The organism is Solimonas variicoloris DSM 15731, assembly GCF_000382285.1.
GTDB classification, from domain to species: Bacteria; Pseudomonadota; Gammaproteobacteria; order Nevskiales; family Nevskiaceae; genus Solimonas; species Solimonas variicoloris.
The window spans coordinates 39155-58260 of the sequence record NZ_KB907929.1 but is presented as its reverse complement, the minus strand read 5'-3'; the positions used below and the strand labels follow the sequence as shown (position 1 = coordinate 58260).

At 70.7% G+C, this 19106-nt stretch carries 17 protein-coding genes; 5 read left to right on the top strand and 12 right to left on the bottom strand.

The window, feature by feature from the left end; genetic code table 11:
* Positions 1-3 precede the first annotated feature (3 nt).
* From miaB to ssb, 4 genes are all read right to left on the bottom strand, one after another.
* Positions 4-1380 (bottom strand): tRNA (N6-isopentenyl adenosine(37)-C2)-methylthiotransferase MiaB, encoded by a 1377-nt coding sequence (miaB, locus tag H149_RS0107945; RefSeq protein ID WP_051101820.1) that lies wholly within the window; start codon positions 1378-1380, stop codon positions 4-6.
* 158 nt (positions 1381-1538) lie between these two features.
* Positions 1539-1976, bottom strand: a complete 438-nt coding sequence (locus H149_RS0107940; protein WP_020649214.1) for a low molecular weight protein-tyrosine-phosphatase — start codon at positions 1974-1976, stop codon at positions 1539-1541.
* A 140-nt stretch (positions 1977-2116) separates the two neighbouring features.
* Positions 2117-3091, bottom strand: coding sequence for an NADPH:quinone oxidoreductase family protein (locus H149_RS0107935; protein WP_020649213.1), 975 nt, complete (start codon positions 3089-3091; stop codon positions 2117-2119).
* A gap of 123 nt (positions 3092-3214) precedes the next feature.
* Entirely contained in the window at positions 3215-3697 is a 483-nt protein-coding gene (ssb, locus tag H149_RS0107930) for a single-stranded DNA-binding protein (protein ID WP_020649212.1), read from the bottom strand.
* A 304-nt stretch (positions 3698-4001) separates the two neighbouring features.
* Between ssb and H149_RS0107925 the strand changes: the two genes are divergently transcribed.
* Together H149_RS0107925 and H149_RS0107920 are read left to right on the top strand one after the other, a co-directional pair.
* Entirely contained in the window at positions 4002-4454 is a 453-nt protein-coding gene (locus tag H149_RS0107925; protein ID WP_020649211.1) for a (2Fe-2S)-binding protein, read from the top strand.
* Between the two features lie 4 nt (positions 4455-4458).
* The gene (locus tag H149_RS0107920; RefSeq protein WP_020649210.1) at positions 4459-6684 is read left to right on the top strand and encodes a xanthine dehydrogenase family protein molybdopterin-binding subunit; all 2226 of its coding nucleotides are present in this window, start codon (positions 4459-4461) and stop codon (positions 6682-6684) included.
* Positions 6685-6762: 78 nt separating this feature from the next.
* Here the strand turns inward: H149_RS0107920 and H149_RS20190 are convergent, their stop codons facing one another.
* Both H149_RS20190 and H149_RS20185 read right to left on the bottom strand, forming a co-directional pair.
* A complete protein-coding gene (locus tag H149_RS20190; RefSeq protein WP_020649209.1) occupies positions 6763-7941 on the bottom strand; it encodes an MFS transporter in 1179 nt (392 codons plus the stop codon).
* 185 nt (positions 7942-8126) lie between these two features.
* A complete protein-coding gene (locus H149_RS20185) occupies positions 8127-8510 on the bottom strand; it encodes a YbaN family protein (RefSeq protein WP_020649208.1) in 384 nt (127 codons plus the stop codon).
* Positions 8511-8660: 150 nt separating this feature from the next.
* On the opposite strand from H149_RS20185, the gene uvrA reads away from it, so the two are divergent.
* Positions 8661-11498 carry an excinuclease ABC subunit UvrA gene (gene uvrA / locus H149_RS0107905; protein ID WP_020649207.1) on the top strand — a complete coding sequence of 946 codons (2838 nt, stop codon included), beginning with the start codon at positions 8661-8663 and terminating at the stop codon, positions 11496-11498.
* A gap of 197 nt (positions 11499-11695) precedes the next feature.
* On the top strand, positions 11696-12406 hold the full coding sequence (locus tag H149_RS20180) for an SIR2 family NAD-dependent protein deacylase (RefSeq protein ID WP_020649206.1): 711 nt from the start codon (positions 11696-11698) through the stop codon (positions 12404-12406).
* Here the strand turns inward: H149_RS20180 and H149_RS20175 are convergent.
* Positions 12396-13298: a LysR substrate-binding domain-containing protein gene (locus H149_RS20175; protein WP_020649205.1), complete on the bottom strand. Its 903-nt coding sequence runs from the start codon at positions 13296-13298 to the stop codon at positions 12396-12398. The genes H149_RS20180 and H149_RS20175 overlap by 11 nt on opposite strands.
* Before the next feature lie 113 nt (positions 13299-13411).
* On the opposite strand from H149_RS20175, the gene H149_RS0107885 reads away from it, so the two are divergent.
* A complete protein-coding gene (locus H149_RS0107885) occupies positions 13412-14449 on the top strand; it encodes a YeiH family protein (protein WP_020649204.1) in 1038 nt (345 codons plus the stop codon).
* On the opposite strand, the gene H149_RS0107880 is transcribed toward H149_RS0107885, so the two are convergent.
* The 5 genes from H149_RS0107880 to nfi form a co-directional block, all read right to left on the bottom strand.
* Complete coding sequence (locus tag H149_RS0107880) at positions 14413-15450, bottom strand: hydrolase (RefSeq protein WP_020649203.1); 1038 nt, start codon at positions 15448-15450, stop codon at positions 14413-14415. The two genes, H149_RS0107885 and H149_RS0107880, sit on opposite strands and share 37 nt — an antisense overlap.
* Positions 15451-15609: 159 nt before the next feature.
* Positions 15610-15939, bottom strand: coding sequence for a high-potential iron-sulfur protein (locus tag H149_RS0107875; RefSeq protein WP_020649202.1), 330 nt, complete (start codon positions 15937-15939; stop codon positions 15610-15612).
* Positions 15940-16060: 121 nt separating this feature from the next.
* Positions 16061-17431 (bottom strand): heavy metal sensor histidine kinase, encoded by a 1371-nt coding sequence (locus tag H149_RS20170; protein ID WP_020649201.1) that lies wholly within the window; start codon positions 17429-17431, stop codon positions 16061-16063.
* Positions 17428-18117, bottom strand: coding sequence for a heavy metal response regulator transcription factor (locus H149_RS0107865; protein ID WP_020649200.1), 690 nt, complete (start codon positions 18115-18117; stop codon positions 17428-17430). Before H149_RS0107865 ends, H149_RS20170 begins: the two co-directional genes overlap by 4 nt.
* 186 nt (positions 18118-18303) lie before the next feature.
* The gene (nfi, locus tag H149_RS0107860) at positions 18304-19014 is read right to left on the bottom strand and encodes a deoxyribonuclease V (protein ID WP_020649199.1); all 711 of its coding nucleotides are present in this window, start codon (positions 19012-19014) and stop codon (positions 18304-18306) included.
* Between the last annotated feature and the right edge of the window lie 92 nt (positions 19015-19106).

Below are 19106 nucleotides of genomic sequence, written 5' to 3'. Positions count from 1 at the left end.
CGCTCACGCCGCCTCCGCCCCCGACAGGCGGCCGCGCAGCGAGTTGCTCGCGGCCTCGGTGATCTCGACGTCGACGAGCTGGCCGATCAGCGTCTCCGGCCCTTCGAAATTGACCACGCGGTTGCTCGACGTGCGGCCGGCCATGCGGCCTTCGCCGCGCCGGGCCGGACGCTCGACGAGGATGCGCTGCGTGGTGCCGACCAGCGCGTGACGGAAAGCGTCGTCGAACTGGCGGATACGCGCCTGCAGGATCGCCAGACGCTGGTCCTTGATCTCCGGCGGCACGGTATCGCGCAGGTTCGCGGCCGGCGTGCCCGGACGCGGGCTGTAGTTGAACGAGAACGCGCAGTCGAAACGCGCCTCGGCGATCAGGTCCATGGTCTGCACGAAATCGTCGTCCGACTCGGTCGGAAAGCCGACGATGAAGTCCGACGACAGCGACAGGTCGGGCCGCGCCGCGCGCACGCGGCGGATCTTGTCGAGGAACTGCGCGCGCGTGTAGCCGCGCTTCATCATGCCGAGGATGCGGTCGGAGCCGGACTGCACCGGCAGGTGCAGGTACGACGCGAGCTTGGGCTGCGCGGCGAACGACTCGATCAGCGCGTCGGTGAACTCGGCCGGATGCGAGGTCGTGTAGCGGATGCGCGCCAGGCCCGGAATCTGCGCGAGGTAGTCGATCAGCAGCGCCAGATCGCAGGTCTCGGCGGTGTCGCCCATGCGCCCGCGGTAGGCGTTGACGTTCTGGCCGAGCAGGGTGATTTCCTTGACGCCCTGCTCGACCAGCTGCGCGCATTCGAGCAGCACGTCGTCGAGCGGACGCGAGACTTCGGCGCCGCGCGTGTACGGCACCACGCAGAAGGTGCAGAACTTCGAGCAGCCTTCCATGATCGAGACGAAGGCGGTCGGCCCCGAGGCCACCGGCTCCGGCAGACGATCGAACTTCTCGATCTCCGGAAAGCTGACGTCGACCATCGGCCGCTGCGCGGCGCGCGTGGCGTCGAGCATCTGCGGCAGGCGGTGCAGGGTCTGTGGGCCGAACACCAGGTCGACGATCGGCGCGCGCTCGGCGAGCGCCTCGCCTTCCTGCGAGGCGACGCAGCCGCCGACGCCGATCACGCGGCCCGGCGCGGCCTGCTTCCAGTCGCGCCAGCGGCCCAGCTCGGAAAACACCTTCTCCTGCGCCTTCTCGCGCACGGAACAGGTGTTCAGCAGCAGCAGGTCGGCTTCCTCCGGCTTGTCGGTACGCGCATAGCCGTGCGACGCGGCCAGGACGTCGGCCATCTTGGCCGAGTCGTAGTCGTTCATCTGGCAGCCCCAGGAAATCAGGTACAGCTTGCGCTGCGGGCGGCTCGGCGAAGCGGAGGGTACGGCGTCGGACATCGAAGATCGGCCATCGCGGCCGGCGGACATGAGGCCCGACAGTATAAAGGACGGCCGCCGGTGCAGCCGGCGGGCGGGATTTCACCCACTTTCACGGCGGCGCCCGCTGCTGGGCGGTCATCCGGCGCGCCGGTCCGGCCGCCGCCCGCCGGCGCGCGTCAGCCCAGCTTCCGCAGCCAGTCGTCGACGCCGGCGTCGATGTCGGACCAGGCCTGCTCGAAGGCTTGCTTGGGCTGGCGGTAGGGGTCGGCGACGTCGGCGTTCTCGCGCCATTTCAGCAGCTTGTGCACGCGGCCGCGCAGCTGCGGATAGCGCGCGTTGATCCAGTCGCTGTGGCCCTGGTCGAGCGTCAGCACCAGATCCATCGACGACAGCAGCGGCAGCGTCGCCTGCTGGGCGCGATGCGCGGAAATGTCGAGGCCGTGGTCGGCCGCGACTTCGACGGCGAGCGGATCGGCCGGAAAGCCGACGAGCGCGCCGGTGCCGGCCGAAAGGATCTCGATGTTGCGGCCGTTGAGGCGCTGCCGCAGCAGGCCTTCGCCGATGGGGCTGCGGCAGATGTTGCCGGTGCAGACGACGATGATGCGATTGAACATGCGATGGCGGCGGCTCGGCCGGTGGACGGCGCGGGCCAGTCATGAATGGCGGTGCGGAGTCCGGATTCTACCCGCAACGCCCGCGCCGCAATGCGCGGCGATGCACGGCCGCGTGCTGCGCCGCGCCGCGCAGGCCGCGCTCAGGGCACGACGACGATCTTGCCGGTGACCTTGCGGTCCATCATGTCGCGCAGCGCCTGCGGCGCCTGTGCGAGCGGATAGCGCTTCGACACGTGCGGCCGGATCTCGCCGGCGGCGTACCACGCGAACAGCTCGCGGAAGTTGGCGGCGTTGAGCTGCGGCTCGCGCTGCGCGAACGCGCCCCAGAACACGCCGACCGCCGACGCGCCCTTGAGCAGCAGGCGGTTGGCGGCGAGATTCGGAATCGGCCCCGACGCGAAACCGATGATGAGGTAGCGGCCGTTCCAGGCGATGCACGACAGGCATTCCTCGCCGAGCGCGCCGCCGACCGGATCGTAGATCACGTCGGCGCCCTGCCCGCCGGTCAGCTCCTTGACCGCATCCTTGAGGCTCTGTTTCGAGTAATCGATCAGCGCGTCGGCGCCACTGGCCTTGGCCAGCGCCAGCTTGTCGACGCTCGAAGCCGCGGCGATCACGCGCGCGCCCATCTTCTTGCCGAGCTGCACGGCGGAAAGCCCCACGCCGCCGGACGCGCCGAGCACCAGCAGGGTCTCGCCGGCCTTCAGCTGCCCACGCTGCTTGAGCGCGTGATACGAGGTGCCGTAGACCAGCGGAAAGGCCGCCGCTTCGGCGAGATCGAGCCCCGGCGGCAGCGGCAGGCACAGTGCCGCGTCGGCGACCACCTCTTCGGCGAAGCCGCCGACATTGGTGAACGCGACCACCGTATCGCCCGGCTTCACGTGTTTCACCTTCTCGCCGACCTCGAGCACCGTGCCGGCGACGCCGGCGCCCGGCACGAACGGCGGCGTCGCCTTCATCTGGTACTTGCCCTGGATGATCAGCACGTCCGGAAAGTTCACGTCGGCGCCGGCAACCTTGATGCGCACGCCGGACGGCCCGCAGGGCGGTGACGGCAGCGCCTCGACGACCAGTTGCTCGGGCAGGCCCAGCTCCTTGCAGACGACGGCTCGCATGACGCTCCTCCGGATCATTTTCGAGCGCGCAGTGTACGGCGCCGCGCGGCACGCCGGCCCGCAAAAACGAACAGGCCCGCACGAAGGCGGGCCTGCGGGTCACGCGCCGATGCGGCGCGGCACTCAGAACGGAATGTCGTCGTCCTCGAACGGCGCATCCATGTCGGCCGCCGGCGCGGCGGCCGGGGCGCTGCGCGCCGGCGCGCGCGCGGGAGCGCCGCCGCCGTAGCCGCCGCGGGCGTCATCGCCCATCGGCGCCGAGCCGCCCGGACGGCCGTCGAGCATCTGCATGTCCTGCACGCGGATCTCGGTGGTGTAGCGGTCTTTGCCTTCCTTGTCGGTCCACTTGCGCGTGCGCAGCGAGCCTTCGACGTAGACCTTCGAGCCCTTCTTCAGGTACTTGCCGGCGATCTCGCCGAGCTTGCCCGGGAACACGACGTTGTGCCACTCGGTCGCTTCCTTCTGCTCGCCGCTCTGCTTGTCCTTCCAGCTCTCGGTGGTGGCGATGGTCGCATTGGCCACGGCGTCGCCGCTCGGGAAGTAGCGCACCTCGGGGTCCTTGCCGAGATTGCCGATCAGAATCACCTTGTTGACGCCACGGGCCATGCTGCCTCCGAGAATCCGTACGAGAGCTACGAGAACGATCGCCGCCTATTGTTTCCCCGGTGCGGACCGCGCCGCGGGCGACGACAAAAATGACCGGCGGAATTAGACCACAAACCCGTTGCGGCAGCAGGCAGGCGTCAAAGGCAGCGGCGAAACGTGGCGCAGGCTTGCCTAAAAGTCCACGTCTGCCGGAGCGTCGTCCGCGCGCGCGGCGATTTGGGTAAGCTCGGCCGCTCCAGCCCAGCCCGCCGCCGGCCGCCCGCCGCACCCGGCGCCGCGCCCGCCAGAACCCAAGGGGGAGAAAATGATCACACTCAAGGTTAACGGCCAGACCCGCACGGTCGACGCCGATCCGCAAACGCCGCTGCTGTGGGTGCTGCGCGACGATCTCGGTCTCACCGGCACCAAGTACGGCTGCGGCATCGCCCAGTGCGGCGCCTGCACCGTGCATCTGGACGGCGCGCCGATCCGCTCCTGCTCGTTTCCCGTCGCCGCCGCCGCCGGCAAGTCGGTGACGACGATCGAGGGCCTGCAGTCCAAGGCGGCCAAGGCGGTGCAGAAGGCCTGGGTCGCGCTCGACGTCGTGCAGTGCGGCTACTGCCAGTCGGGACAGATCATGTCGGCGGTGGCCCTGCTCGAGCAGAAGCCGAAACCGAGCGACGCCGACATCGACGGTGCGATGGCCGGCAACATCTGCCGCTGCGCGACCTATCAGCGCATCCGCGCCGCGATCCACGCTGCCGCCCGGGAGGCCTGAAGCCATGCGCATGTTCGATACGCTGCAGCAGGCGCAGCTGCGCCAGACGCTCGCCGAGACGACGCCCGCCCCGGCGCTGTCGCGTCGCGATTTCCTGAAGTCCGGCGCCGCCGCCGGTCTGGTCGTCGCCGTGCCGCTCGGCTGGTCGGGTGCGGCGCTCGCCGATCCGGCCGGCCAGCCCGGCGTGCTCGCCGCCGACGCGTTCATCCGCGTCGCGCCGGACGACACCGTCACGATCATGATCAAGCATCACGAGATGGGCCAGGGCGCGACCACCGGCCTGGCGACCATCGCCGCCGACGAGCTGGACGCCGACTGGAGCCGGGTCGTCGCCGAGTACGCGCCGTCCGATCCGAAGCGCTACGCGAATCTGGCGATGGGCATCCAGGGCACCGGCGGCTCGACGGCGATGGCCAATTCCTGGGAGCAGATGCGCAAGGCCGGCGCGACCGCGCGGGCGATGCTGGTGCAGGCCGCCGCCGACAGCTGGAAGGTGCCGGCCGCCGAGATCAGGACCGCCAACGGCGTGCTCACGCACCCGTCCGGCAAGCGCGCGCGCTACGGCGAGATGGCCGGCGCGGCGGCGCAGCTGACGCCGCCGGCGAACGTGCCGCTCAAGGACCCCGCGCAGTTCACGCTGATCGGCAAGGATCGCAAGGGCCGCCTCGATTCGCTCGCCAAGTCGACCGGCACCGCGACCTACACCATCGACGTCAAGCTGCCGGGCCTGCTGACCGCCGTCATCGCGCGGCCGCCGGCGTTCGGCGCCAGACTCAAAAGCTTCGACGCGAGCGCCGCCCGGCAGGTGAAGGGCGTCACCGACGTCGTGCAGGTGCCGGAAGGCGTCGCCGTGGTCGCCACCGGCATGTGGCCGGCGCTGCAGGGCCGCAAGGCGCTGAAGCTGGACTGGGATCTCGCCGGCGTCGACGCGCGTTCGTCGGCGCAGCTGTTCGCCGAGTACCGCGAGCTGGCCAAGCGGCCGGGCGTGCCGGCGAGCAAGCCGCAGGCCACGGCGACTGCCGCCGCGCCGGCGGCGCGCAGCATCGAGGCGGTCTACGAATTCCCGTTCCTCGCGCATGCGGCGATGGAGCCGATGAACTGCGTGGCCTGGCTGCACGACGGCCAGCTGGAAACCTACAGCGGCCACCAGCTGCAGACCACTGACCAGATGAACGCCGCCAAGGCCGCCGGCCTGCCGCCGGAGAAAGTCACGCTGCACACCCTGGTGTCCGGCGGCAGCTTCGGCCGCCGCGCCAACGCCGAGGCCGACTTCGTCGTCGAAGCGGTGCACGTCGCCAAGGCGATCGGCGGCCGCGCGCCGGTGCGCGTGCAGCGCACGCGCGAGGACGACATGCAGGCCGGCTACTACCGCCCGCTGTACGTGCACGGCGTCAGGCTCGACCTCGACGCGCAGGGCCTGCCGGCGGCCTGGCAGCACACGATCGTCGGCCAGTCGATCGTTGCCGGCACGCCGTTCGCGATGATGATCAAGGACGGCGTCGATCCGACCTCGGTCGAGGGCGCCGCCGAGCTGCCGTACGCGATCCCGAACCACGCGCTGACACTGCATTCGACCAAGGTCGGCCTGCCGGTGCTGTGGTGGCGATCGGTCGGCAGCACCCACACCGCCTACGTGGTCGAGACGCTGATCGACGAGATCGCCGAAGCCGCCGGGCGCGATCCGGTCGAGCTGCGCCTGGCGCTGCTCAAGGACCGACCGCGTCACGTCGCCGCGCTCAAGCTCGCCGCCGACAAGGCCGGCTGGGGCCAGCGCAAGCCGGCCGCCGGCATCGCCCGCGGCGTGGCCCTGCACGAGTCGTTCAACACGGTGGTCGCACAGATCGTCGACGTGCGCCTCGTCGACGGCCAGCCGAAGGTCGAGCGCGTGGTGGTCGGCGTCGACTGCGGCACGGCGATCAACCCGGACGTGATCCGCGCGCAGATGGAGGGCGGCGTCGGCTTCGCGCTGGCGGCCGCGCTGTACGGCGCGATCGACCTCGACCAGGGCGCCGCCCGGCAGAGCAATTTCCACGACTACCCGGTCCTGCGCCTGCCGGCGATGCCGGCAGTCGAGGTCCATATCGTGCCGAGCGCGGCGGCGCCGACCGGCGTCGGCGAGCCGGGCGTGCCGCCACTCGCGCCGGCCGTCGCCAACGCGCTCTACCGGCTCACCGGGCAACGCGTGCGCAGCCTGCCGTTCGCGCGCCAGTCGTTCGGCACCGCCACGTAGGACACACCGTCGCGGCAACGAGAAAGGCGGCCCGCGGGCCGCCTTTTCTGCATGCCGGACCCCGGTCCGCGCGCGGCGCTACGACGAGCTCGACTCCAGCCGCGGCACCGGCGGCGGCGTCAGGCTGACGGCGAAGCTGAGCCACAGCAGCGGCAGCAGGCCGGCCACCGCGAACGCACCGTCGATGCCCCAGTGGCCGAGCGCGAAGCCGCCGATCGAGCTGCCCGCGAAACCGCCGAGGAACTGGCTGCTCGCGTAGATGCCGAGCGCCGCGCCCTTGTGCTCGGGCGGCGCGCGACGCGAGATCATCGACGGCAGCGTGCCTTCGAGATAGTTGAAGGCGACGAAGAACGCCAGCAGCGTCAGGCACAGGCCGACCGCGACCGTGTGCAGCTCCGCGGCGCCCAGCAGCGCGACCGACAGCAGTACGATCGCGCCGAGCAGCGTCGGCTTGAGCAGGCCGGCGCCTTCGACGCGGCGGATCAGCGCGAACACCGGCAGCACCGACAGCAGCAGCACCGGCAGGTACAGCTCCCAGTGGCGCGCGGCCGGCAGGTGCAGGGTTTCCTCGATCGCGTGCGGCGCGGCGATGAACAGCGTCGTCATCATCGCGTGCAGCAGGAAGATGCCGCCGTCGAGACGCAGCAGCTGCGTGTCGGCCAGCGCGCGACGCAGGCTGCCCGGCTGGCTCGGCACACGCGGCACGGTCGGCACCGCGAGCAGGATGCCGGGCACCGCCAGCAGCGCCAGCGCGCCGGTCAGCGTGAAGATGCCGTCGACCCCGATCCAGCCGCTGAGCACCGGCCCGAGCACCAGCGCGACGATGAACGACAGGCCCATGCCGGCGCCCATGATCGCCATCGCCTGCGTGCGCACCTGCGGCCGCGTGCTGTCGGCGAGCAGCGCCGACAGCGCCCCGGAGATCGCGCCCGCGCCCTGCAGCGCGCGGCCGACGAGGATCCAGTGGATCTCCTGGGCGTGGCCGGCGACGAAGCTGCCGAACGCGAACAGCAGCAGGCCGAGCACGATCACCGGCTTGCGGCCGACGCGGTCGGACAGCATGCCGAACGGAATCTGCAGGACGGCCTGCACGAGACCGTACAGGCCGATCGCCAGGCCGACCTGCGCGGGCGTCGCGCCGCCGGGCAGGTCGCGGGCGTAGAGCGCGAATACCGGCAGGATCATGAACATGCCGAACATGCGCAGAGCCTGCAGCAGGGACAGCGCGGCGGTGGCGCGCCATTCGAAACGATTCATGAACTTTCGCTGCGGTAACGAGAAAGACGACGGAGGGCATGAACCGCGCCGGCGCCGGCGATCCGGCACTGCGCGGGCTCACGGCCGGTGGCGGCGTTGCCCTGGCCTCACCACGTCGTGAGACCCGCCGGGCCCCGCCCGGCGAGTCCGCATGTTACCGCGTCACGCCACGAACCGGCGCAGGCTCAGCCGGAACGACAGACCGCGATCATCGCCTGCGGTTCCGGACGCAGCCACAGCCACACCGCGACCGTCGCCATGATCGCCGTCGCCAGTTCGGCGATCCACAGCTGCGGCGCGGTAGCGAACAGGATTACCGCACTCAGCGACATCATCGCCGTCGCGCTCCACTTGGCGCGGCGGCTGACGGCGCCGGTCTGCCGCCAGTTGCGCAGCATCGGCCCGAAGCGCGGATGGTTCTCCAGCCAGTCGTGGAAGCGCGGCGAACTGCGCGCCGCCGCCCAGCCGGCGATCAGCACGAACACCGTCGTCGGCAGGCCCGGCACGAAGATGCCGACGATGCCGAGCGAGAGGCTGAGAAAGGCGAGAGCGAGCAGGGCGTAGCGCATGACGAATCGTGTCAGGACGATGGCGGCAGCTTAGCGGCTGGCGATGGCGCGGCGCTGCGATTCTGCCGCGCTTTTCGACGAACGGCGCTCTTTAATACGCCGACTGCCGCCCCTATAGTGGAGCGTTCCGACTCCCCGCTTCTCCCCCCGATGGACTCCATCCGTATCCGCGGCGCCCGCACGCACAATCTCAAGAACGTCTCGCTCGACCTGCCGCGCGACAAGCTCACGGTCATCACCGGGCTGTCGGGCTCCGGCAAGTCCTCGCTGGCGTTCGATACGCTGTACGCCGAAGGCCAGCGCCGCTACGTCGAATCGCTGTCGGCGTATGCGCGCCAGTTCCTCGGCCAGATGGACAAGCCGGACGTCGATTCGATCGAGGGCCTGTCGCCGGCGATCTCGATCGAGCAGAAATCGACCTCGCACAACCCGCGCTCGACGGTCGGCACCGTCACCGAAATCTACGACTACCTGCGCCTGCTCTATGCGCGCGTCGGCACCGCGCGCTGCCCGGATCACGGCGTCGCGCTCGAAGCGCAGTCGGTCTCGCAGATGGTCGATCAGGTGCTCGCGCTGCCGCCGGAATCGGCGTGGATGCTGCTCGCCCCGGTCGTGCGCGGCCGCAAGGGCGAGCACCTGGAATGGTTCGAGCAGGCGCGCGCGCAGGGCTTCGTGCGCCTGCGCGTCGACGGTCGCGTCTACGAACTGGAAGAACTGCCCAAACTCAACCGCAAGCTCAAGCACGACATCGAGATCGTCGTCGACCGCTTCAAGGTGCGGCCCGATCTGAAGCAGCGCCTCGCCGAGTCGTTCGAGACCGCACTGCGCCTGTCGGAAGGCATCGTCTACGTGGCGCCGCACGGCGCCGCCGCGGGCGGCAACCCGCCTGCCGAAATGACCTTCTCGTCGAAGATGTCGTGCCCGCACTGCGGCTATTCGCTCGAAGAACTCGAACCGCGCCTGTTCTCGTTCAACGCGCCGCACGGCGCCTGCCCGAAGTGCGACGGCCTCGGCACGCTGCAGATCTTCGACGAGGAGCGCGTCGTCGCCCATCCGGAGCTGTCGCTGGCCGCCGGCGCGATCCGCTCCTGGGACAAGCGCAACCCGTACTACTGGCACTTCGTCAGCTCGCTCGCCAAGCATTACAAGTTCGATCCGGAGAAGCCGTTCGAGAAGCTCTCCGCCAAGGTCCGCAACGTGCTGCTGCACGGCAGCGGCGACGAGCGCATCGACTTCCAGTACCCGGACGAGCGTGGCCGCCTGCAGACGCGCAACCACCGCTTCGAAGGCATCATCCCGAACCTCGAACGCCGCTACCGCGAAACCGAATCCGACGCGGTGCGCGAGGAACTCGCCAAGTACCTCAGCGACAAGCCCTGCCCCGAATGCAGCGGCCAGCGCCTCAACCGCGCCGCACGCAACGTCTTCGTCGCCGACCGCAATCTGCCGTCGATCACCGAGCTGTCGGTGCGCGACGCCGAGGCCTTCTTCAAGGCCATGAAGCTGCCCGGCCACAAGCAGAGCATCGCCGACAAGATCATCAAGGAAATCGGCGCGCGCCTCGGCTTTCTCAACAACGTCGGCCTCGATTACCTGACGCTGGCGCGCAGCGCCGAGACGCTGTCCGGCGGCGAGGCGCAGCGCATCCGCCTCGCCTCGCAGATCGGCGCCGGCCTGGTCGGCGTGATGTACGTGCTCGACGAACCGAGCATCGGCCTGCACCAGCGCGACAACGAGCGCCTGCTGCAGACGCTGTTCAAGCTGCGCGACCTCGGCAACACCGTGATCGTCGTCGAGCACGACGAAGACGCCATCCGTCATGCCGATCACGTCGTCGACATCGGCCCCGGCGCCGGCGTCCACGGCGGCCGCGTGATCGCCGAAGGCACGCCCAAACAGGTCGAGAAGAACAAGGATTCGATCACCGGCCGCTATCTGTCCGGCGCGTCGCGCATCGAAGTCCCGGACCTGCGCACGCCGCGCCAGCCGGACAAGCACCTGACGATCCGCAAGGCGCGCGGCAACAATCTGAAAAACGTCAGCGCCGAGATTCCGCTCGGCCTGATCACCTGCGTGACCGGCGTCTCCGGCTCCGGCAAATCGACGCTGATCAACGACACGCTGTACGCCTACGCGGCGCGCCAGCTCAACAACGCGGCGACCCAGCACGCGATCTGCGACGGCATCGACGGGCTCGACCAGCTCGACAAGGTCATCGATATCGACCAGTCGCCGATCGGCCGCACGCCGCGCAGCAATCCGGCGACCTACACGCAGCTGTTCACGCCGATCCGCGAGCTGTTCGCCGGCGTGCCGGAATCGCGTTCGCGCGGCTACGAAGCGGGAAGGTTCAGCTTCAACGTCAAGGGCGGCCGCTGCGAGACCTGCGAGGGTGACGGCGTCATCAAGGTCGAGATGCACTTCCTGCCCGACGTCTACGTGGTCTGCGACACCTGCCGCGGTCGCCGCTACAACCGCGAGACGCTGGAGATCAAGTACAAGGGCAAGTCAGTCGACGAAGTGCTGAACATGACGGTCGAGGAGGCGCTCGAGTTCTTCAAGCCGGTGCCGGCGCTGCGCAAGAAGCTCGAAACGCTGATGGACGTCGGCCTCTCGTACATCACGCTCGGCCAGAACGCGACGACGCTGTCCGGCGGCGAAGCGCAGCGCGTCAAGCTCGCCAAGGAATTGTCGAAGCGCGACACCGGCCAGACGCTGTACATCCTCGATGAACCGACCACCGGCCTGCACTTCCACGACGTCGCGCAGCTGCTCAAGGTGCTCGAACGCCTGCGCGACCACGGCAACACCGTGGTCATCATCGAGCACAACCTCGACGTCATCAAACGCGCCGACTGGCTGATCGACCTCGGCCCCGAGGGCGGCAGCGGCGGCGGCGAGATCATCGCCGTCGGCACTCCGGAAGAGGTGGCGAAGAATCCGCGCTCGCATACGGGACGTTTTCTCAAACCGCTGCTGAAGCGTTGAGGACAATCTGCGCCGCTGCACATCGTCATGGCGAGCGCAGCGCAGCCATCTAGTGTGCGGCCCGATCCGATCACGCCGCCGGACGGCTGCGCCACCATGCGCCTCGCCCGTCATACCGACCGCGGAATGATGGACATCGCTGAACCGTCGACCGCACCGAGAACGCGCTCGGCAGCGCCGTAATAGCATTCACGCCCATGGAAGATACCCGCATCCGCCTCGCCGACTTCCGCTCCGCCGTGTTCTTCATCGGCGCCGGCATGTCGGCCGAGAGCGGTGTGCCGACCTATCGCGGCCGCGGCGGCATCTGGGCGCAGTACGACTACGGCGAGTACGCCTGCCAGCGCGCCTTCGATCGCGATCCGCAGAAGGTGCTCGATTTCCACGAGCTGCGCCGCCAGACCGTGCTCGGCTGCGCGCCGCACGCCGGCCACCACGCGCTCGCGGCGCTGCAGGCCGCGCATCCGCAGCTGCACGTCGTCACGCAGAACATCGACGGCCTGCTGCAGCGTGCCGGCGTGCGGGTCGCCGCCGAGCTGCACGGCTCGCTGTGGCGCGTGCGCTGCGCGCGGCACGGCGTGCGCGAGGATCTCGCGGCGGCGACGTACGCGACGCGCGCCTGCCCGGACTGCGGCGCGCCACTGCGACCGGACATCACCTGGTTCGAGGACCCGGTCGACGAGGATGTGTTCGCGCGCGCCGGCGAGCGGATTGCGCAGTGCGAGCTGTTCGTCGCCGTCGGCACCTCGGCCGTCGTCTATCCGGCCGCGAGCTTCATTCCGCTCGCGCAGCGCCATGGCGCCACGATGGTCGAGATCAATCCGCAGGCGACCGAGGCCTCGCCGCTGTTCATGCGCACGCTGCGCGAGCCGGCGAGCGCGGCGCTGTCACAGCGCTTCAGCGCCTGAGGCGCGCCGGCACCACGCCGGGCGCCAGCGCGTCGAGCAGCGCACGCAGGCCGGCGCCGACGTAGGCGCCGCGCCGCAGCACCACCATCAGTGGCCGGCGCAGGTCGAGAAACGGCGCCGGCAATTCGACGAGATCGCCGCGGCGCAGCGCGTCGCCGACCACCAGCCGCGACATGCAGCCGAGCCCGGCGCCGGCCGCCACCGCGCGCACCACGGCCTGCGGCGCGCCGAGTTCCAGCGCGACATCCGGCACGAAGCCGGCGAGCTGGGCGGCGTGCTCGAACATCTCGCGCGTGCCGGAGCCGCGCTCGCGCATGATCCAGCGCGCCGCCGCGAAACGTTTGACGGTCGGGCGCTGTGCGACGAGCGGATGCGAGGGCGCGGCGACGACGATCATCGCGTCGTCACTCCAGCGGTGTGCGACGACGTCGGCGCGATGCACGCTGCCCTCGACGAAACCGGCGACCGCGCGCAGCGAGGCAACCTCGTCGACCACCGCCTCGGTGTTCATCACCGCCAGCTCGATGCGCGCGTCCGGCTGCGCCTGCAGATAGGCGGCGAGCCGCTCCGGCAGCAGATAGCCGCCGACCGTGCGCGACGCCGCGATGCGCAGCGTCGGTGCCACGACCGTGGTGCCGCGCAGCGTGGCTTCGATCGTCGAGGCGCGTTCGAGCAGTTCGGCGGCTTGCGCGCGCAGCTGCTCGCCGCGCTCGTTGAGCAGCAGGCGACGGCCGATGCGCGCGAACAGCGCGCCGTCGAGTGCCAGTTCCAGCTCGGCGAGCGCCTGGCTCGCCGCCGACTGCGAGAGGTTCACCGCCTGCGCGGCGGCGGTGACGCTGCCGAGCCGGCAGACCGCGTCGAACACTTCGAGCTGGCGCAGGCTGATGCGCATCGAGCTCGCCTCTCTTATCCAGAAAACCGATTCATCTTATACGATAAATCCGTTGGATCGATTGATGTCCGCGCCTTAGCCTGCATCCGTTCTCCTCGCCCGCAGGCCGCGCCATGATCCATCACGAACGTCCCCGCTCGCCGTCCGCCGCGCTGCGCGCGACGCTGCCGGGCCTGCTGATCGTCGCCGCAATCGCCGCCGCCGCCATCGTCCTCGACCGCCTGCCCGGCCTCGCTTCGTCGGGCATCGGCGCACTGACGGTGGCAATCGCGCTCGGCATGCTCGCCGCGCATCTGGTGCCGGCCTCGGTGCACGCACGCGCCGGCGACGGCGCCGCGTTCGCACAGCGCACGCTGCTGCGCGCCGGCGTCGCGCTCTACGGCCTGCGCCTGACGTGGCACGACGTCGCCGCCTGCGGCGTGCGCGGCTTCGCGGCCGACGTGACGATGATCGCGCTGGTGCTGGCGACGGCCTGGTGGGTCGGCACGCGCTGGCTGAAGCTCGATCGCGACACCGCGCTGCTGGTCGGCATGGGCAGCGCGGTCTGCGGCGCCGCCGCGGTGATGGCCACCGAACCGGTGCTGCGCGCGCCGCCGCACAAGGTGGCGATCGCGGTCGCCACCGTCACCGTGTTCGGCTCCTGCGCGGTGTTCCTCTACCCTGCGCTCTATCCGCTGCTCGGCTTCGACCCGCAGCAGTACGGCATGTTCGTCGGCTCGACCGTGCACGAAGTCGCGCAGGTCGTTGCCGCCGGCAAGGCGGTCAGCGCCGCCGCCGGCGACGAGGCGGTGATCGTCAAGCTGCTGCGCGTCGCCCTGCTCGCGCCGCTGCTCGTGCTGCTCGCGCGGCACCGCCCGGACGGCACCGCCACGCAGGGCCGGCGCACGCCGCCGGTGCCGGGCTTCGTGCTCGGTTTCGTCGCGCTGGTCGTCGTGCACTCGCTGGGCCTGCTGCCGGCCGGACTCGAAGCGGCGCTGCTGCAGCTCGACGCGCTGCTGCTGGCGCTGGCGATGGCCGCGCTCGGCTGGTCGGCACGCCTGAGCATGCTGCGCGCCGCCGGCCCGCGGCCGCTGCTGCTCGGCGCGATCCTGTTCGCGGTGCTCGGCGTCGGCGGCTACGCCGTCAACCGCGCGCTGGCACTGCTGGCCTGAGCCGGCACGGTCTGTTCGAGCCAGGCGGCGATGCGCTGTTCGAGCCAGTACGAGAAGCCGCCGTCCGTGCCGGCGGCGACGAAGCCGACATGGCCGCCACGCCGCGACAGCTCCAGCGTCACCGGCGGCGCGAGTTGCTCGGCGCTCGGCAGGATCGAACGCACCATGAACGGATCGTCGACCGCGTTGACGATCAGCGTCGGCCGCGCGATCGCGCCGAGGAACTGTGCGCAGGAACAGCGCGCGTAGTAGTCGCGCGCGTTGGCGAAGCCGTTGAGCGGCGCCGTGTAGGCGTCGTCGAACTCGATGAAGTCGCGGGCGCGCAGCACGGCGCCGACATCGACACCGGCCGCGGCGAGCAGCTCGCGCTTGCGCCCGACCATCGCCCGCAGATCGCGGATCAGGCGCGCCTGATAGACGCGGGCGAAGCCGCTGCGCAGCTTGTGCGCGCAGGGTTCGAGCAGGAACGGCGCGCTGGCCGCGACCGCGGCCTCGACCGGCGCGTCGGCGCCGGCCTCGCCCATCGCCTTGAGCACGACATTGGCGCCGAGCGACCAGCCGACCGCGGCGATGCGCGCTGCCGGATCGCGCTCGCGCAGGCGCTGCCAGAACAGGCGCAGGTCGGCGGTGTCGCCGTGGTGGTAGCTGCGCGCGACGCGGTTCGGGGTGTCGGCGCCGCCGCGCAGTTCGAGCGCGGCGACGCGCCAGCCCGCGTCGCCGAGCAGGCGCGCGAGGCCGCGCAGGTACTTCGACTCGAACCCGCCGGTCAGACCGTGCACGAGCACGGCGATGCGGCCGCCGGCCTGGACCGCACCGCTCCAGCCGACGCGCACGAAGTCGCCGTCCGGCAGCTCCAGCGTCTCGATCTCGAAATCGACCGCCGGCGGCGGACGCAGCAGTGTCGGCAGCAGGGTCTGCGCGTGCGGGCCGCGCAGCCAGGGATGAGGGCGGAATTCGCTGCGGATGATGCGGCCGTGCGCGGCCGCGACGGGAGCGTTCATGGCGCCATTATGCCGGCGTCGGCGCGCGCATCAGGACAGCCATGATGGGCGGAGCCAGGCGGACGACGCGGCGCCGGTCGCGGCAGAGCGGACGACCGGCGGGCCGTCGGGGCCCGCCGGCGATGGCGCGGCGCGCAGCGCGCCGCGCCGTTTTCAGCTTCAGGCCTTGGCGGCCCAGGCGGCGCACCAGCCCTTGCCGGCGACCAGGCGGCCACCGAAGGCGCCGCACGGCGCGTAGTCGCCCTTGGCGGCGGCGGTCTGGTACAGCGCGCAGTTCGCGCAGTGGCTGCCCTTCTTGAAGGTCGGCGCCTTGGCCGGATCGACCTTGGCGGCGTCTTCCGTGTAGTTCAGCGCCTTGGCGGTCGGATCGCTCGGCGACAGCTTTTCCTGCGCGGCGGCCGGCAGCGTGAACAGGCCGCAGGCGGCGACGGCGGCGGCCGAAGTGGCGGCGGTCTTCAGGAAATGGCGGCGATCGAGGTTGTGCTTCATGACCCGTCTCCTCGGGGTTGGAGGCCCCAGAACGTGGTGGTGGTTGAACAAGGAAGCTGATGATGCCGGAGCGTCGGCCACGCTGTCGGAAGCGTTCTCATTTTGCTTTGCGCACCGCCGCTCAGGCCGGACGCGCGAGCGTGAAGCCGATGGTGTTGATGCCGTCGCGGCTGCGCGCGAAGACGGTGCCGCCGTGCATCGTCGCCACCGCCTTGACGATCGCCAGGCCGAGGCCGTGGTTGGCGGCGCCGCTGCCGCGCGATGGATCGACGCGATAGAAGCGGTCGAACAGGCGGCCGAGGTGCTCGCCCGGGATCGGCTCGCCGGGGTTGGCGACCGCGACCTGTACCGCCTGCTCGCGCGGCTCGATCAGCACGCGGATCTCGGCGCCCGGCGCCGAATACTGCACGGCGTTCTGCAGCAGGTTGGTGATCGCGCGGCGGAACAGCGAGGTCTCGATGCCGGCGCGCGCGTCGCCTTCGACCTCCACGCGCATGCCGGCCTCGTCGAGCACCACGTCCATGAACTCGACGGCCTTGCCGACCTCGTCGGCGAGCGACACGCTGGCGCGCGTCTCGGCCTGCGCGCCCTGATCGACGCGGGCGAGGAACAGCATGTCGTTGATGATCGCGCGCAGGCGATCCAGCTCCTCGAGATTCGACTGCAGCACGTCCTCCAGCTCCTCGGGCGCGCGCTTCTTGGCGAGCGCGACCTCGGTCTGGCCGATCAAATTGGTCAGCGGCGTGCGCAGCTCGTGGGCGACGTCGGCGTTGAAAGCCTGCAGCTGCATGTAGGCGCGCTCCAGGCGATCGAGCGCGCCGTTGAACGAGGCCGCCAGCTCCGACAGCTCGCGCGGCAGCGGCTCCAGCACGAGGCGCTGCGAAAGGTGCTGCGGACTCAGATGCTGCGCCTCGCGCGACAGGCGATCGAGCGGCGCCAGCCCGAGGCGCGCCACCCAGTGGCCGAGCAGCGCCGCGAGCCCGACACCGAGCGCCGAAATCAGTGCCAGCGCGATCGCGAAGGTGCGCTCGGTGTGCAGGTACGGCGAGGCGTCGATGGCGACGATGAAGCGCACGTCGGGGCGCTCGCCGCTGGCGGCGATGGTGCGCGCGAAGCTGCGCAGCGGCGCGCGGTGGCCGCTCAGTTCGAGATGGCTGAAGCCGTCCGGCACCGGCGGACGCAGGCTGTCGAGGCGGCCGAGATCGCCGAAGCGGAAGCGCGGGTCCGCGCTCTGCGCCCAGAACTGCGTGCTGTCGTCACCCGGCGACAGCCCGGCCAGGCGGCCGGTCACGAACTCCCACTTCACATAGGTCGTGCAGTGCTCGATCAGCTGCTCGCCGAGCCTGAACTTGGTCGACAGCTCGTTGAGCTGCTGGCGCTCAAGCTCGGTGCGCAGCACCTGGTAGAGGGCGACGCCGACCAGCGCGAAGATCAGCACGGCGACCGTCGCGAACATCAGCGACAGGCGCCGCGCGATCGACGTCGATGTCACGTCGCGCCGTCCTCGCCGTCGCGCGATTCGAGCACATAGCCCATGCCGCGGATGGTGTGCAGCAGCTTGTGCTTGAACGGGTTGTCGATCTTGGCGCGCAGGCGCTTGATCGCCACCTCGACGACGTTGGCGTTGCTCTCGAAGTTGATGTCCCAGACCTGCTCGGCGATCACCGTCTTGCTGATGATCTCGCCTTGGCGGCGCGCCAGCGCGGCGAGCAGCGCGAACTCCTTGGCGGTGAGGTCGAGGCGGCGGCCGTCACGCCAGGCGCGGCGGCTGAGCAGATCGATCTGCAGGTCGCCGACGTTGATCTGCATCGGATCCTGACCGCGGCCACGGCGCGTGATGGCCTGGATGCGGGCGACCAGTTCGAGGAACGAGAACGGCTTGACGAGATAGTCGTCGGCGCCGTCGCGCAGGCCCTTGACGCGGTCGTCGACGCGGTCGCGCGCGGTCAGCATGATCACCGGCGTCTGCTTGACGGCGCGGATCGCGCGCAGCACCGCGAAGCCGTCGGCGCCGGGCAGCATCACGTCGAGGATGATCAGGTCGTAGTCGTACTGCAGCGCGTAGTGCTGGCCATCGGGGCCGTTGTTGGCGACCTCGACGACGTAGCCCTGCTCGGTGAGGCCGCGCTGCAGGTAGTCGGCGGTCTTGCTTTCGTCTTCGACGATGAGGATCTTCATCTGGGGCGAGTCTCGGTTCAGGCGTGCCGGCCGCGTCGGCGGACCACCAGCCTTCCGCATCATATCGGGGCGGCCGGGATCCGGCGGGCGGCGCAGGCCGGGCACTGTAACGGAGCCCCGAGGCTGAACCGCTGACCCGAAGCTGACAGCCGCGTCACGGGCAGCGGTCGTCCAGCGGTGCGGCGTTCATGGGCGCGGCGCGCCGGTATAGCCGCCACGCCGCGAGGCGAGACGGTCGGCGAGTCGCGTCGGCTCGGGCAGGCGGTAGCGCGTCACCGTGCGCAGCACCAGCTCGGGCGCCGTGGCGAGGCTGACGCGGTGGCCCGGCGAGACGATCAGCGGGGCGACGCGATCCTTGCTGCGCAGCACGGTGCCGATCGGCGTCTCGCCATCGCGCAGCTCGGCGCGCGCGCCGCGCGTCTCGCCGACGGCGGCATGTGTGCCGACGAGAATGCTCTTGGCGACGCCGATGGTCGGCAGGCCGCTGACCACACCGACATGCGCGGCGATGCCGAGCCGGCGCGGATGGGCGATGCCGTGGCCGTCGACGAAGACCAGATCGGGCACTTCGGGCAGCGCGCGCAGCGCTTCGAGCAGCGCCGGCAGTTCGCGGAACGAGAGCAGGCCCGGCACGTAGGGCATGGTCGTCGGCCGGCGCACGACCGTCTCCGCCTGCAGCGCGAGACTGTGCGCATCGAGCAGCACGGCGGCAGCGCGCGTGACCGTGCCGCCGTCCTCGAAGCCGACGTCGAGCCCGGCGATCCGCCGCAGCGGCGCGAAGTCGTCGACCAGCCGCACGCGCTGCGCCAGTTCGCGCTGCAGGCGGCGCGCGCCGGCGATGCTGCCGTCCCAGCCGGCGAACGCAGCGGCATCGACGGGATAGGTCTTGACGCTCATCGCCGCATCGTCGCACGCCGGGCGTCACGCGCAAGAGCCGCGGCCTCGCGCCCCTCGCGCCGGGCGCGGCGCGCATCGGGTGGGCGGGCGCG